The following is a 13819-nucleotide window of genomic DNA, read 5'->3' on the forward strand; positions in this document are numbered from 1 at the left end:
TCGTGGGAGGAAGCCGGGGGCGGCCGGCGGACGTCAGGAGCGGAAGGGCAGTCAGGAGTGGAAGGGCAGTCCCGCTCCGGCCGCCAGCTCCAGGTCGTCGGAGTCCTCCGCGGGCACCAGCGTCGCCGTGCCGTCGGTCACCGGGACGACGCCCAGCTCCAGCAGTTCGGCCATGGCCGCGCTGCCCGCCATGTCGCGGACCTGGAGCTGGTACCGGGCGGTCGTCCGGTACGTCCCGCCGGAATCGTCGCCGGTGCGCTGGAGGAACCCGGAGTCGGTGAGGAAGGCGACGGCCTTGGCGATGATGCCCGTCGTCGAGCCGGCCAGTCTTCGCGCGTCCTTGGTCGCTCCGGTGGAGCTGCGCCGCGCCCAGATCCGCCAGGCCGCCTCCAGGCCCGGCGCGTCGGTCGCCGGGTCGGTGTTCTCACCGGTCTCCTCGGCCCGCTCCTCCAGGCGTCGGCAGGCCTGCCGTACGAAAGCGTCGACGCCGTTGACCGAGACGCGCCCGATGTAGCCGTCGTCCGCGAGGTCCTCGGGGCGGGGGAAAGCCAGGGCGGCCACGGCGAGGTGGGCGAGTCCGTGCAGGAAGCGGTCCCCCGAGTCGGCCGAGGCGCGACGCGCGTAGTCGCCCATGCGGACGGCGAAGACCGAGTCCTCGGCGGCGGTCACGGCCATCCCCGCGCGCGGGGACACCTCCAGGACGATCAGCCCGAGACCGGCGGCGACCGCGTCGGCGAGCCGCGCGAAGGGCGGGTCCTCGCGATAGCGGCGCAGCAGCTCGGCATACTCCTGGTCGCGCGCGGGCTGCAGCTTCGGCTGCAGCCCGAAGGCCACGAGCCGCGCCGCGTCGGCGGCGTCGGCCGGTGTGACGGGGGCGTTCGCCGGCGCGGCGGTGGCCTCCGGTTCACTCCACTCGACGTGCTCGGTCACGGCTGGGGCTCCTTGTTCGGAAGTACGGAGTTGCGTACGAGGGTGCGGGCCGGTGCCCCGTGCGGGGCGGGCCGGCCGGACGGCTGGGGCTTCGTCGGGCGGGCACGGCCGACGACGCCGGACCCGAGGATCCGGCCGTACCCGAGGATCCCGCTGGTCGCGGGGATCCGGCTGGTCGCCGGGGCGGGGACGGGGTCGGACGGGAGGACCAGGAGCGCCCCGCTGTCCCCGAGCTCGTGCGGCAGACCGTTCATGCCCGGTCCGCCTTCATCCCGGCCGCGTCGAGCAGGGCCATGCCCACGATCAGGTCGGCCCCGCCGAATTCCGGATCGTCCAGCTCGGTCCCGTCGTCCACGGAGAAGAGCAGGCGCCCCTCGCCCTGCCGGTAGGCGGTGCCGACCGGCGGACTCGCGGCGTGCACGGCCAGGAGTGCCACGAGATACGGCAGCTCGGGATCGCGGCGGCGGGCCTCCGCGAGCAGCCCGGACAGCCTGCGCGGCGCGTCCGGGGACAGATTCAGCAGTTCCATGGCGGAGGCGAGCTGCTCCTCGCTGAACCGGCTGTCGTCCGGTGTCGCGATCAGATCGGGCTCGGGCATCGCGGCCCCGAGGTGCTCCCGCTCCAGCGGCGGCGTCAGCAGGATGTCGACGAGGTCCCCGACGCGTACGGCGACAGGTGTGCGCAGACCCGTCCCGCGCGCGAAGAACGCGTCGGTGACACGCAGCGCCCGCTCCACCGGCAGGGGCAGCACCGGCGCGACGAGATGGCCGTAGAGGTCGATCCCCGAGGTGGTCATGGGGGTGCCGAAGGCCTGCCGGTCCTGCTCGGCGCGGAACAGCGGGCCGGCTTCGAGCAGGCGGGACTGGAGCTGGGTGTGCCGGCGGATGCAGTCCTTGACTATGTCGACGAGCTCGGCCGCGCGCCGCTTCTGCTCGGGGTCCTCGGACTCGTCACGGGCCTTGCGGATGTTGGTGAGGATCGCGTTCTCGTGGCGGTACCGGTCGGCCACGTGGTCCAGGGCCTCGGCGATCATGTCGGGCACGGCCTGGAGCCAGTCGACGGCCCGGACGTTGCGCCGGGTGGCGTCGAGGGCCTTGCGCAGCGTTTCCGCGTACTGCACGGTCCGGTAGCGGGCCTGCTCGGCGGCGAGCTGGGCGTCGGCCAGCCGCCCGCGGCTGATCAGGACCTCCAGCTTGACCTCGGCGGCGATCTGCGCGCTGGTGACGTCGGTGTCGAGAGCGCCGACGAGGACGTTGACCGCTTCGTCGGTCGTACGGAGGTAGACACTCCCCCCGTAGCCCGGTACTTCCTCGATCAGCTTGAAGTCGTAGTCGCGGCGCACATAGGTGCCGTCGGGCGCGAAGGTGCCGTACACGGCGCGGAAGCCCCGGTCGACGCTGCCGACGTTGATCAGGTTCTCGAGGACCCAGCGGGCCACGCGCTCGTGCTCGACGACCGGGCGGCGCGGGGCCTGGGCGGCGATCCGCGGGATGAGCCTGGCCACTATCTGGTCGTGGTCGGCGCCCGTGTCGAAGTCCATGTTCAGTGTGACGAGATCGATGGCGGCGAGGGCGACCTCGGCCATGCCGTACACCGTGTACTCGCCCGCGAGGTTCGCCTTGCGCACGTCCAGGTCGTGCAGCGGCGCCGTGCAGGCGAGCGCGCGCAGCCGCCGCGCCAGGCCCTCGTCGGCGGCCGGGCCCGGCGCCGGGCGCGGCCCCGCGCTGAGCTGGGGCGGAGCGCTGTCCGTCGATGCAGGCGAAGTCACGGTGCACAGACTAGGTCCTCGGTCCGACAACGGTCGAAACGGCGCAGAAGCGACCGCCGCCCCCGGCCCCTACCCGAGACCACCACTCCCGGCACCCCACACCCGCCCCACCACCGCACATTGGCCGCATGGCCGGGCCCCCACCCCGGCTGCACGGCGGTCTCACGCCTCCGGCTGCACCGCAAGGCCCGCATGCCCCGCACCACCAGGCAGGGAGCGCCTGGCCAGGCCCGCCGCCGCCGACACCACCAGCCCCGCCCCACCGGGCAGCCACCGCAGGACCCGCACCCCAGCCCGCCCCACGGGGCTGCACCGCGGGCTGCACGGCGGTCTCGCGCCTCCTGGTTGCACCGCAGGGCCCGTAGCGCCAGTCCCGCACCGCCGGGCAGCCACCGCCAGGCCTAGCGCCTGGCCAGGCCCGCCGCGCGCACCACCAGCCCCGCCCCACCGGGCAGCCACCGCTGGACCCGCGGCGCCAGGCCAGGCCGGCAGCGCCAGGCCGGACCCGGCGCCGCCCGCACCACCCGCCCCGCTCCCCGGACCTGGACCACCGGGGCCCGCACCGTGGACCCCGCCCCGCCGGGACCGGAGCACCGTGGACCCCGCACCACCCGGACCGGAGCACCGTGGACCCCGCACCACCCGGACCGGAGCACCGTGGACCCCGCACCACCCGGACCGGAGCATCGCGGGGCCCGCACCGCCGGGCTCGCACCGCGGGACCTGGACCACCGGCCGACGGACGCCCGCCCGCGTCGGCCGCGGCCCGGACGGGCGGCGGCACCCACCGGGCGCGGCGCCGCGGCCTCCGGTGCCCCCACCGGAAGCCCACCGCCTCAGTCGGCGGTGCCCTGCCCCCCGTCGGCCACCCTGCGTGCGTAGACCTCGACGAGGCCCTTGAGGGAGTCGTCGAGGTAGCCGGCGAGAAGGCGCTCCGCGCCGTCCCCGTCGCCCGCCTGGAGGGTCCGCAGGATCTCGTGGTTGCGCGCGAGGTAGGGCTCGTGGAGCCGCTGGGGGTCGTCCACCACGTGGAAGGCGAGACGCAGCTCGGCGAAGACGCTGCGCATCACCTCGTCGGTGCGGGCGCTGCCGGCGAGGGCGACCAGCTCGCGGTGGAAGTGGATGTTGGCGGTCGACACCCCTTTCCAGTCACCTTCACGGGCCGCCCGCTGCCCTTCGGAGACGGCCCTGGCGAGCCCGTCCACGGCGTACGGCGACCTGCCGAGGCCCCGGACCACGGCGCACTCGACGAGGGCACGGGTGCGGTAGATGTCCTCGACGTCCTCGACGGTGAGCACTCGTACGAACACGCCGCGGTTGAGCTCGTGCACCAGCAGCCGCTCGTGCGTGAGCAGCCGGAACGCCTCCCGCAGCGTGTTCCGAGAGACGCCGAGCGCACCGCCGATGCTGTCCTCGGACAGCCGTGTCCCGGGCGGGAAGAAGCCCTCGGCGATCCGGCTCCTGAGGATGTCCGAGACCCGCTCGGCGGTGCTGGTGCGCCCCAACAGGGCGCGATCGTCGGCCAGTTCCGTCAGCTCTGCCATGCCCGGAATTCAATCGCAGATACAAGAACGAAACAACATGGGTATTGAGGGATCGTTCAACGATCCTCTACCTTGTCGGGCAGGCGCTCCCCGAAGGAAAGCGCCCACGGCTTCCGCACGGCACAGCACGGCACGGCTCAGTCCAAGCACTCTCCGTCCCTCACTGCGAGGTGCCCATGAGCACGACCCCTCCATCCCAGGCCCTGACCGCCGGCACCCCACCCGTCGCGGGTGAACCCACCGCTCAGGAAGGCCCGTTCGGCTGGCTGCGCGCACTCGGCCCGCGGGGCCGGCGCGCCTTCGGCGGCGCGTTCGGCGGCTACGGCCTCGACTCGTACGACTACTTCACCCTGCCGCTGAGCATGGTCGCCCTCGCGGCCTACTTCGGCCTCGACAGCGGCCAGACCGGTCTGTTCACCACGGTCACGCTGGTCGTCTCCGCGGTCGGCGGCGCCGTCGCCGGTGTGGTCGCGGACCGGATCGGACGCGTCAAGGCGCTGATGATCACCGTGATCACCTATGCCGTGTTCACGGTGGCCTGCGGTTTCGCGCCCAACTACGAGACGCTGCTGGTGTTCCGCGCCCTCCAGGGCCTCGGTTTCGGCGGCGAGTGGGCGGTCGGCGCGATCCTGGTCGCCGAGTACGCGAGCCCCCGGCACCGGGGCCGCACACTCGGCGCGGTCCAGAGCGCCTGGGCCGTCGGCTGGGGCCTGGCGGTGGTCGTCTACACGCTGGTCTTCCAGTTCCTCGACGACGACATCGCCTGGCGGGTGATGTTCTGGACCGGCGCGCTGCCCGCGCTGCTCGTGGTCTGGGTCCGGCACCGGGTGCAGGACGCCCCCGGGGCGGCCGCGGTCCGCGAACAGAGCGCGGACAAGGGGTCGTTCACCGCGATCTTCAAGCCCGGTACGGCGAAGGACCCGGGCCTGCTGCGCACCACGTTCTTCGCGGTCCTGCTCTCGACCGGCGTCCAGGGCGGCTACTACACGCTGGCCACCTGGGTGCCCACCTATCTGAAGACGGAGCGCGGACTGTCCGTCGTCGGCACCGGCGGCTACCTGACGCTCCTGATCTCCGGAGCCTTCCTCGGCTACCTCACGGGCGGTGTCCTCACCGACAGACTGGGCCGCAAGCGCAACATCCTGCTCTTCGCGATCCTCTCCGCGGCGTGCATCCTCGCCTACGCGAACATCCCCGCAGGCTCCAACACCCTTCTCCTCGTGCTCGGTTTCCCGCTCGGCTTCTGCATGTCCGCGATCTTCAGCGGCTTCGGCTCGTTCCTCAGCGAGCTGTACCCGGCGGCGGTACGGGGCACGGGACAGGGCTTCACGTACAACACCGGGCGGGCCGTCGGCGCCGCCTTCCCCACCACGGTCGGCTTCCTGGCCGACAGCTGGGGCGTGGGCGGCGCGCTGGTGTTCGGCGCGATCGGTTACGCCCTGGCCGCGGTCGCCCTGATCGGACTCCCCGAGACGCGTGGCAAGGAGCTGCTGTGAACGACACCGTCCAGGTACGGCCTCCCGCCCTCGCCGGGAACCCCTCGCAGAGCCTGTCGGCGATCGACGGCCACGCGCGCGCGTGGACCCCCGGAGAGGCGCGCCGGCGGTTCCGTTCGGGGCTGTCGGTCCCCACGGCCGGAATCGCCGCGGGCCACACCCAGGCGAACCTCATCTCCGTGCCCGCCGACTGGGCGTACGAGACACTGCTGTTCTGCCAGCGCAACCCGAAGCCGTGCCCCGTCCTCGACGTCACCGACGCCGGTTCCTGGACCACTCCGCTCGCGACGGGGGCGGACCTGCGCACCGACCTGCCGCGCTACCGGGTGTGGGAGCACGGCACGTTGGTGGCCGAGCCCACGGATGTCGTCGCGTACTGGCGGTCCGACCTGGTGTCCTTCCTGATCGGGTGCAGCTTCACCTTCGAGTGGGCGCTGAGCTCGGCGGGCGTCCCCATGCGCCACATCGAGCAGGGCCGCAACGTCTCCATGTACGTGACGGCGCGTCAATGCCGCCCCGCGGGGCGGCTGCACGGGCCGATGGTCGTGTCGATGCGCCCCGTGCCGCCCGAGCACCTGGCCGCGGCGATCCGGGAGAGCAGCATGCTGCCCGCCGTGCACGGCAGTCCGGTGCACTGCGGGGAACCGTCGGTGCTGGGCATCGAGGATCTCTCGCGCCCCGACTTCGGTGATCCGGTGACGGCGGCCCCGGACGACATCCCGGTGTTCTGGGCGTGCGGAGTGACGCCCCAGGCGGCCGTGATGGCGTCCCGGCCACCGTTCGCGATCACCCACGCGCCCGGACAGATGTTCCTCACGGACACCCGCGACGAGCAGTACCGAGTGGCCTGAACGGGCCGGAAGAGGAGACACGGCAGCTCATGACCCCCATCGATCTCAACGCGGATCTCGGCGAGGGCTTCGGCCGCTGGCGGCTGACCGACGACGAGCAGCTGCTGTCCGTCGTCACCAGCGCCAATGTGGCCTGTGGTTTCCACGCCGGGGACGCGGCCACCATGCGGCGGGTGTGCGAGCTGGCGGCGGAGCGCGGTGTACGGATCGGCGCCCAGGTCTCCTACCGCGACCTGGCGGGGTTCGGGCGGCGCGCGATGGACGTGCCGCCCGACGAGCTGGCAGCCGAAGTGGCCTACCAGATCGGCGCCCTGGAGGTCTTCGCGCGCGCGGCCGGCTCGCGCGTGGCGTACGTGAAGCCGCACGGCGCGCTCTACAACCGCGTCGTGCACGACGAGGAGCAGGCGGCGGCGGTCGTCGACGGCGTGGTGCTCGCGGGGGCCGGGAGCGGGGCGGGGCGCCTGCCGGTCCTCGGGCTGCCGTCCTCGCGCTTCCTGAAGGTGGCCGAGCGGGCCGGACTGCCCGTCGTCACCGAGGCGTTCGCGGACCGCGCGTACACCGAGGAGGGCACTCTGGTGCCGCGGACCCAGGAGGGCGCGGTGATCACGGACGCCGGGACGGTCGTGGAACGCTCCCTGGGCCTGGCCCGGTTCGGGGTGGTCACGTCCCACTCCGGGGAGCGCGTTCCGGTCCGCGCCCGCTCACTGTGCCTGCACGGGGACACTCCGGGCGCGGTCGACCTGGCCCGCCGGGTGCGTGCCCGGCTGGAGTCCTCGGGCGTGCGCGTGGAGGCGTTCGCGTGAGCGCTCGGCCGGCCGGCGACGGCGACGAGGGCGCCGGTGGGGGCCGCGCGGACACGGTGTCCGCCGACGCCGGCATGAAGGCCCTGCCCGTCGGGGACCGGGCGCTGCTCGTCGAGGTCTCCTCGGGGGAGGCCGCCCAGGCCCTGCACGCCGAACTGCTGCGGCGCCGCGCGGAGGGCTCGCTCTCCGTACGGGAGATCGTCCCGGCCGCCCGCACGGTGCTCCTGGACGGGCTGGACGATCCCGCGCGTCTCGCGGAGCGGCTGCCCGGCTGGGAGATCCCCCCGCTGAACGCGCGCGCGGACGACGCCGTCGAGATCCCCGTACGCTACGACGGTCCCGACCTGGCGGATGTGGCGGTCCTTTGGGGGGTGGCGGTGCGCGACGTGCCGGAGATCCACGCGGCGGCCGAATTCCGCGTCGCCTTCTGCGGGTTCGCGCCCGGCTTCGGCTACCTCACGGGACTGCCGGCGCGCTACGACGTGCCGCGCCGGGCGACCCCTCGGACGTCGGTTCCCGCGGGCTCCGTGGCGCTCGCGGGCCCGTACACGGGGGTGTACCCGCGCAGTTCGCCGGGCGGCTGGCAGCTGATCGGCACGACGGACGCGGTGCTGTGGGACCACGCGCGCATACCGGCCGCGCTGCTGGCCCCCGGCGCGCGCGTCCGCTTCGTACCTGCGGGTCGTCCATGAGCGACCGGGCCCTCGCGGTGGTGCGGGCCGGAGCGCTGACCACCGTCCAGGACCAGGGGCGACCGGGCCACGCTCACCTCGGCGTGCCGCGCTCCGGAGCGCTGGACGCGCCCGCGGCGGCGCTGGCCAACCGGCTCGTCGCCAATCCCCCCGAAGCGGCCGTGCTGGAGACGACGCTCAACGGCTGCGCCCTGCGCCCCCGTTCGACGGTCACCGTGGCGGTGACCGGAGCGCCCTGCCCGGTCACGGTGGACGGCCGCCCGGCCCCGTGGGGCGCTCCCGTCCGGGTGCTCGCCGGTGCGCTCCTGGACGTGGGTTCCGCGCGCGCGGGGCTGCGGAGCTATGTCGCGGTGTCCGGCGGTGTGGCGGTCGAGCCGGTGCTCGGCAGCCGCTCGACCGACCTTCTCTCGGGGCTCGGCCCCGCGCCCCTCACGGACGGCGCGGTGCTTCCCCTGGGGCGTCCGGGCGCCGTTCACGCGCGCGTGGACGTCGTTCCCCACAGCGCCCCGCCCGCCGAGCTGGTCCTGCGCGTGACGCTCGGCCCGCGTGACGACTGGTTCACGGAGCCGGCCGTACGGACGCTCACGACCCGCGCCTACCGGGTGTCGTCGGCGAGCAACCGTATCGGCCTGCGGACGGAAGGGCCCTCGCTGGAGAGAGCCGTCTCCGGCGAACTCCCCAGCGAGGGCATGGTGCTGGGTGCCGTCCAGGTGCCTCCCGACGGCTGCCCGGTCGTGTTCCTCGCCGACCATCCGACCACCGGGGGATATCCGGTGATCGCGGTCGTCCGCGGCACCGACCTCCCCGCCGCCGCTCAGGCGGTCCCGGGAACCCCGGTGCGCTTCGTGGCCGTGCGCCGCCGCTGAGGCCGTCAGGGGCCCGTACGCCGGTGTCCGGGGCGCCGGGGTCACGCGCGCCCCGCACGTCCCGCGCCCTTCCGCCCACCCGTCATGCCACGTCCGGCTGTTCGGCCACCGACAGGGCGGCCAGGGCGGACGCGACGGCGTGCGAGGCGCTCAGGTCGAGGCGGGCGCTGGTGCCCCGGGCCCGGTGGCGCACTTCGGACGCCGCCAGGGTGAGCAGTTGGGGCAGCAGGTCCGTGCAGCGCCGGGCCACCCATCCCGTCCCCGCGGTGGCCAGCCACAGGAGGCTCGCGGAGCGGGTCGGCGCGGGGAACTCGGGCTCGGCCGAGGGCGTGATCCCGGTGGCGACGCCCTCCTCGGCGAGGAGGGCGTGGAAGTGCAGGGCGAGCCGGCGGTGCCCGAGCTCCCCCGGGTGCAGCCGGTCCGCGCTCCACACGGCGCGCTCTCTCAGCCATTCCTCCTCCGCCGCGTGCAGATGCAGCGCCCCGTGCCGCTCGGAGAGGGCGTGCACGACCGCGTTGACCGCGCGCTGCCGCCGGGCCAGCGGGCGGGCCAGGGCTCCCGGCAGCCCGAGCATCGAGCCGGGGTCCGGGAGGCAGGCCGTCATCACGACCGTGTCCCGCGCGCGGAACGCCGCATACACCTTGTCGAGCCGTTCGGCCACGGCATGGATGTCGAACGTGCACCGCAGGGTGTCGTTGACGCCGATCACGACGGAGACGAGGTCGGGCTCCAGAGCGAGCGCCGCCGGGGCCTGCCGCTCGAGGACGTCCCGTGTCTGTGCTCCGCTGACCGCGAGATTGGTGAACCGCACGGGGGCGTCCGCCGGGGCGAGCCCGGGGGCGAGCAGCTCGGCCCACCCCCGCCACCGGTCCCCGACGGGGTCGCCCACCCCTTCCGTGAGCGAGTCCCCGAGGGCGACGAACCGCACCGGTCTCATGCCACGCCCTCCTGGAGGCGCGGCCGGTTCGGGACCACCGCGTCGTGCGCGGCGAGGAAGCCCGCCACGGCCGCGTCCCAGCCGAAGCACTCGGCACGCGCGCGTGCGGCCTGCCTGCGCTCGCTCTCGGTGCGGCCGAGGAGCAGCCGTACCGCGTCCGCGAAGGAGTCCCCGCCGTCGGAGGCGGTGGCTCCGGCGGAGCCGACGATCTCCGGCAGGGCGGAGAGCGAGCTGGCGACCACGGGGGTGCCGCAGGCCATCGCCTCCAGGGCGGCGAGCCCGAAGGTCTCCGCGGGCCCCGGTGCCAGGCACACGTCGGCCGAGGCCTGGAGCGAACCGAGCAGGGTGCGGTCGGCCACGTGCCCGAGGAAGGTGACGGGCAGCCGCCGGTCCCTCGCCCGTTGTTCGAGCCGGGCCCTGAGCGGTCCGTCCCCGGCGACGACGAGGACGGCGCGCTCTCCGCACCGCAGCAGCGCCTCCAGGGCGTCGAGCGCCGTACCGGGACGCTTCTCGACCGAGAGCCGCGAGCACAGCACGAGCAGGGCCTGGTCGGAGCGCGCGTAGCGGCCACGCACCGCCGGGTCCCGCAGTTCCGGGTGCCGGTTCACCAGATCGACGCCCAGGGGCGCGCGTACGACGTTGCGGGCGCCGATGCGCACGAACTCGCGCTCGGCGAACTCCGTGGTGCACACCACCCGCGCGTAGGTGTGCGCGGTACGGACGTTGAGGGCGTCGGCGGTCCGCCGGGCCATCCCCTCGGACAGCCCCCAGGTGCGCAGCACACCGTCGGCGGTCTCGTGGGAGACCATCACCGCGGGCACCCGGGCCCGCCGCGCCCAGACTCCGGTCCAGCGCAGGGTGGTGCGGTCGGAGACCTCGAGGCGGTCGGGGGCGAGCGACTCCAGGAGGCGGGCCACACGCCGCTTGTCCGTGAGGACGCGGTAGCCGCCGGTCCCGGGCAGCAGTGGCCCGGGCAGCGTGATCACCCGCCCCTGCTCCGTGTCACGGTCGCTCGCGCGCTCACCGGGTATGACCAGCACCGGTTCATGGCCGGCCGCCCGATAACCGGCTCCCAGCTCCCGCAGCGCGGTGCGCAGGCCTCCTGAGGCGGGGGCGACGAAGTTGGCGAGCCGTACGATGCGCAGACTCATGCCGCCACCAGCTTCCGCGCGGACAGCACGTCCTCGTAGTGGCCGATGAGCTGGTCGCCCACCGCGGCCCAGGTGCGGCCCTCGACCATGGCATGTCCGGCGGCGCCGCAGGCCGCCCGCAGCGCGGGATCGGCGGCCAGTGTGCGCACCGCGTCGCGTACGGCGGCGCTGTCGCGCGGCGGGACCAGCAGCCCGGTGCGCCCGTGGGCGACCAGGTCGAGCGGTCCGCCGGCGGCGGGCGCGACGACGGGCACCCCGCTGGCCATGGCCTCCTGCACCGTCTGGCAGAAGGTCTCGAAGGGGCCGGTGTGCGCGAAGACGTCCAGTGACGCGAAGATCCGCGCGAGTTCGTCACCCGTGCGCCGGCCGAGGAAGACGGCTCCGGGGAGCGCGCCCCGCAGGGTGGCTTCGCTGGGTCCGTCGCCGACCACGACGACCCGGACGCCGTCCAGTCCACAGACCCCGGAGAGCAGTTCGACCTGCTTCTCGGGGGCGAGCCGGCCGACGTAGCCGACGATCAGTTCGCCGTTCGGCGCCAGTTCGCGGCGGAGCGCCTCGTCCCGGTGCTCGGGGCGGAAGCGGACCGTGTCGACGCCACGCGCCCACAGCCGCACCCGGGGCACGCCGTGTGACTCCAGGTCGCGCAGGGCCGCGCTGGACGGCGCGAGGGTCCGGTCGGCCGCCGCGTGCACGGAGCGGATGCGCCGCCACGCGGTGGCCTCGCCCGCGCTGATGTACGTACGGGCGTATCCGGCGAGGTCGGTCTGGTAGACGGCCACGGCGGGGATGCCGAGCCGGGAGGCGGCCGCCATGCCGCGGACGCCGAGGATGAAGGGGCTGGCCAGGTGGACGATGTCGGCGCGGTGTTCGGTGATGGCCGCGGCGACGCGTCGGCTGGGGAGGGCGACGCGGACCTGGGGGTAGCCCGGGAGCGGAAGGGAGGGGACTCGGACGACCGGGCACGGCGCCAGGGCTTCGGGCCCGGTCCCGGCGGGGGTCCCTCCCGGTTCAGAGGAAGCCGAGAACCTGGGGGAGGTGGCCGGGGCGACGACCAGGGGAGCGTGACCGCGATCGACGAGGTGCCGGGCGGTCTGGAGCGCGCAGTGGGCCACGCCGTTCACATCGGGGGGAAAGGATTCGGTCACGATGACGACACGCATACGGGTGTTCTCGCCGCACCGGACGTGGCCGCGTCAACGTGGATCTTTGCGAACGATGAACGTCCCGTGAGCGTTGCACTCCGCCCCCGTCCAGGTCAGCCGCCGTCCACGCACCCCTGACTCCCGGGTCACCGAACGTTCATACGGCCGGCATGTCGGGCCCGATCCGGCTCCGTACCGCTGTCTGGACCTCGGCCTCCTCGGCCGGATCAGCGGCCAGTCGTCGCAGCTGATCCACCACACGGGCGTCACCCGTCTCGGCGTGCCGGGCGGCGGTCTCCCGGGTGGTCTCCTCGCAGTCCCACAGGCACTCGACGGCGAAGCCGGCGGGGAAGGAGGGATCGGTGACGGCCAGGGCACGGGCGGCGCGCTGGCGCAGATGCGACGACGCGGTCTCCCGGTAGATGTGCCGCAGCACGGGGGCGGCGCACGCGATGCCGAGCCGTCCGGTGCCGTCGACGAGGGTCCACAGGGTCGGCGCGTCGGGGCCCTCGCCCCGTACCGCCTCGCGCAGGGCGGCCAGCACGAGGTCCCGGTCCTGCGCCCCGCCCCGGCAGGCGAGCATGCGGCCGGCGGCCGCGCCGAGGGCGTCGGGCCGGTGCGCCCAGCCCCGCGCGCGGTCGACCGCGGCGACGCTCCGCATCCGTTCGAAGGCGTCGACGGCGGCCTCGGCGACGGCCGTCGGACCGGCCGCGACCGCCTCCTCGATCAGGTCGAGGGCGTCTGGGTCATTGCCGTCGGCGAGATAGCGCAGGGCCGTGCAGCGGGCCCCCTCGGAGCCCTGGCGCGCGGCCTCGACGATCTCGGGACGGTCCTCCGGTCCGGCGACGGCGGTCAGACAGCGGGCGGCCGGGACGTGCAGCGCGGCTCCGCGGTCGATGCCCTGCTGGGCCCACTCGAAGACGGCGCGGACACTCCACCCCGGGCGGGGTCCTGTCGGCCGCATCTGGCGCTGCCAGCGGTCGAAGGACCCGGCTTCCTGGGCGGCACGCACGCGTGCCGCGATGGATGCGCGGGGGTCGTCGGCCCACAGCCGCCAGGGCCGCGGCTCGAAGGAGTCGCGTACGGCGGCGGCGAGGGCGGCCTCGCCCTCCGCGTCGGCCGGGAAGCGGGCGAGCACGGGGACGGCGAGGGCGCGCAGGCCCGCGTCGTCGTCGCGCAGGGCCAGTTCGTCGAGGGCCCAGGCCCAGTTGGTGCCGGCGGCGGCGTACCTGCGCAGCAGCGCGAGCGCGTCCGGCCTGCCGTAGGAGGCGAGGTGCCCGAGGACCGCGAGGGCGAGTCCCGTGCGTGACTCGCAGTCGTCGAGCACGTCCTCGGCATCGAAGAGGTGCCGCTCGATCTCGTCGAGCTCACCGCTCAGATCGAGGTAGAGACGGGCGTAGTACAGGGAGCGGTTCTCCACCTGCCAGTCATGGCGGGGGTCCCTCAGAACACAGTGGTTCAGTGCCGCGAGCGCTTCGGCTCGCGGTGCGGTGAGCGCGTGCAGCGTGCCGTCGCCGCGGCCCCTCTGGAGCAGGCCGAGCAGGGTTCCGCTGGGCGCTATGACCGGATCGAACATGGGAAACAGCCTCACATCAAGCGTCGACGCAACCGGGATCCTGCATTACCTGGCCGCGTGACA

Annotated in this window: 13 protein-coding genes; 5 read left to right on the top strand and 8 right to left on the bottom strand. The window is 74.3% G+C overall.

From position 1 onward, the window contains the following. Nucleotides 1-51: 51 nt before the first annotated feature. The 4 genes from OG788_RS09850 to OG788_RS09865 all read right to left on the bottom strand — a co-directional run bounded on the left by OG788_RS09850 (nucleotide 52) and on the right by OG788_RS09865 (nucleotide 4242). On the bottom strand, nucleotides 52-930 hold the full coding sequence (locus OG788_RS09850; RefSeq protein ID WP_406370205.1) for a hypothetical protein: 879 nt from the start codon (nucleotides 928-930) through the stop codon (nucleotides 52-54). Then, nucleotides 927-1184 (bottom strand): hypothetical protein, encoded by a 258-nt coding sequence (locus tag OG788_RS09855; protein ID WP_406370207.1) that lies wholly within the window; start codon nucleotides 1182-1184, stop codon nucleotides 927-929. The genes OG788_RS09850 and OG788_RS09855 overlap by 4 nt, the downstream gene beginning before the upstream one ends. Next, the gene (locus OG788_RS09860) at nucleotides 1181-2698 is read right to left on the bottom strand and encodes a hypothetical protein (protein WP_406370209.1); all 1518 of its coding nucleotides are present in this window, start codon (nucleotides 2696-2698) and stop codon (nucleotides 1181-1183) included. The genes OG788_RS09855 and OG788_RS09860 overlap by 4 nt, the downstream gene beginning before the upstream one ends. 836 nt (nucleotides 2699-3534) lie before the next feature. Further along, nucleotides 3535-4242 carry a GntR family transcriptional regulator gene (locus OG788_RS09865; RefSeq protein WP_406370210.1) on the bottom strand — a complete coding sequence of 236 codons (708 nt, stop codon included), beginning with the start codon at nucleotides 4240-4242 and terminating at the stop codon, nucleotides 3535-3537. Nucleotides 4243-4418: 176 nt separating this feature from the next. Between OG788_RS09865 and OG788_RS09870 the strand changes: the two genes are divergently transcribed. The 5 genes from OG788_RS09870 (at nucleotide 4419) to OG788_RS09890 (ending at nucleotide 8950) form a co-directional block, all read left to right on the top strand. Further along, entirely contained in the window at nucleotides 4419-5738 is a 1320-nt protein-coding gene (locus OG788_RS09870) for an MFS transporter (RefSeq protein ID WP_351539384.1), read from the top strand. Nucleotides 5739-5791: 53 nt separating this feature from the next. Continuing rightward, nucleotides 5792-6589, top strand: coding sequence for a putative hydro-lyase (locus tag OG788_RS09875; RefSeq protein WP_406376715.1), 798 nt, complete (start codon nucleotides 5792-5794; stop codon nucleotides 6587-6589). A 29-nt stretch (nucleotides 6590-6618) separates the two neighbouring features. Next, nucleotides 6619-7392, top strand: coding sequence for a LamB/YcsF family protein (locus OG788_RS09880; protein ID WP_406370212.1), 774 nt, complete (start codon nucleotides 6619-6621; stop codon nucleotides 7390-7392). 74 nt (nucleotides 7393-7466) lie between these two features. Further along, nucleotides 7467-8084: an allophanate hydrolase subunit 1 gene (locus tag OG788_RS09885; protein WP_406376716.1), complete on the top strand. Its 618-nt coding sequence runs from the start codon at nucleotides 7467-7469 to the stop codon at nucleotides 8082-8084. Beyond that, entirely contained in the window at nucleotides 8081-8950 is an 870-nt protein-coding gene (locus OG788_RS09890) for a biotin-dependent carboxyltransferase family protein (RefSeq protein ID WP_406370213.1), read from the top strand. Before OG788_RS09885 ends, OG788_RS09890 begins: the two co-directional genes overlap by 4 nt. A gap of 82 nt (nucleotides 8951-9032) precedes the next feature. Here the strand turns inward: OG788_RS09890 and OG788_RS09895 are convergent, their stop codons facing one another. From OG788_RS09895 to OG788_RS09910, 4 genes are all read right to left on the bottom strand, one after another. Continuing rightward, nucleotides 9033-9887, bottom strand: a complete 855-nt coding sequence (locus OG788_RS09895) for an SGNH/GDSL hydrolase family protein (protein WP_406370215.1) — start codon at nucleotides 9885-9887, stop codon at nucleotides 9033-9035. After that, nucleotides 9884-11038, bottom strand: coding sequence for a glycosyltransferase (locus OG788_RS09900; protein WP_406370217.1), 1155 nt, complete (start codon nucleotides 11036-11038; stop codon nucleotides 9884-9886). The genes OG788_RS09895 and OG788_RS09900 overlap by 4 nt, the downstream gene beginning before the upstream one ends. Next, on the bottom strand, nucleotides 11035-12198 hold the full coding sequence (locus tag OG788_RS09905; protein ID WP_406370219.1) for a glycosyltransferase family 4 protein: 1164 nt from the start codon (nucleotides 12196-12198) through the stop codon (nucleotides 11035-11037). Before OG788_RS09905 ends, OG788_RS09900 begins: the two co-directional genes overlap by 4 nt. Before the next feature lie 139 nt (nucleotides 12199-12337). Next, nucleotides 12338-13756 (bottom strand): HEAT repeat domain-containing protein, encoded by a 1419-nt coding sequence (locus OG788_RS09910; protein WP_406370220.1) that lies wholly within the window; start codon nucleotides 13754-13756, stop codon nucleotides 12338-12340. Between the last annotated feature and the right edge of the window lie 63 nt (nucleotides 13757-13819).

It is taken from the genome of Streptomyces sp. NBC_00647 (assembly GCF_045207245.1).
Taxonomy (GTDB): Bacteria; Actinomycetota; Actinomycetes; order Streptomycetales; family Streptomycetaceae; genus Streptomyces.

Bases quoted from the DNA above. Each gene is read 5' to 3' on its own strand.
- OG788_RS09900 (WP_406370217.1), bottom strand. From the start codon at position 11,038: ATGAGTCTGCGCATCGTACGGCTCGCCAACTTCGTCGCCCCCGCCTCA.
- OG788_RS09885 (WP_406376716.1), top strand. From the start codon at position 7,467: ATGAAGGCCCTGCCCGTCGGGGACCGGGCGCTGCTCGTCGAGGTCTCC.
- OG788_RS09855 (WP_406370207.1), bottom strand. From the start codon at position 1,184: ATGAACGGTCTGCCGCACGAGCTCGGGGACAGCGGGGCGCTCCTGGTC.
- OG788_RS09870 (WP_351539384.1), top strand. From the start codon at position 4,419: ATGAGCACGACCCCTCCATCCCAGGCCCTGACCGCCGGCACCCCACCC.
- OG788_RS09910 (WP_406370220.1), bottom strand. From the start codon at position 13,756: ATGTTCGATCCGGTCATAGCGCCCAGCGGAACCCTGCTCGGCCTGCTC.
- OG788_RS09890 (WP_406370213.1), top strand. From the start codon at position 8,081: ATGAGCGACCGGGCCCTCGCGGTGGTGCGGGCCGGAGCGCTGACCACC.
- OG788_RS09865 (WP_406370210.1), bottom strand. From the start codon at position 4,242: ATGGCAGAGCTGACGGAACTGGCCGACGATCGCGCCCTGTTGGGGCGC.
- OG788_RS09880 (WP_406370212.1), top strand. From the start codon at position 6,619: ATGACCCCCATCGATCTCAACGCGGATCTCGGCGAGGGCTTCGGCCGC.
- OG788_RS09895 (WP_406370215.1), bottom strand. From the start codon at position 9,887: ATGAGACCGGTGCGGTTCGTCGCCCTCGGGGACTCGCTCACGGAAGGG.
- OG788_RS09905 (WP_406370219.1), bottom strand. From the start codon at position 12,198: ATGCGTGTCGTCATCGTGACCGAATCCTTTCCCCCCGATGTGAACGGC.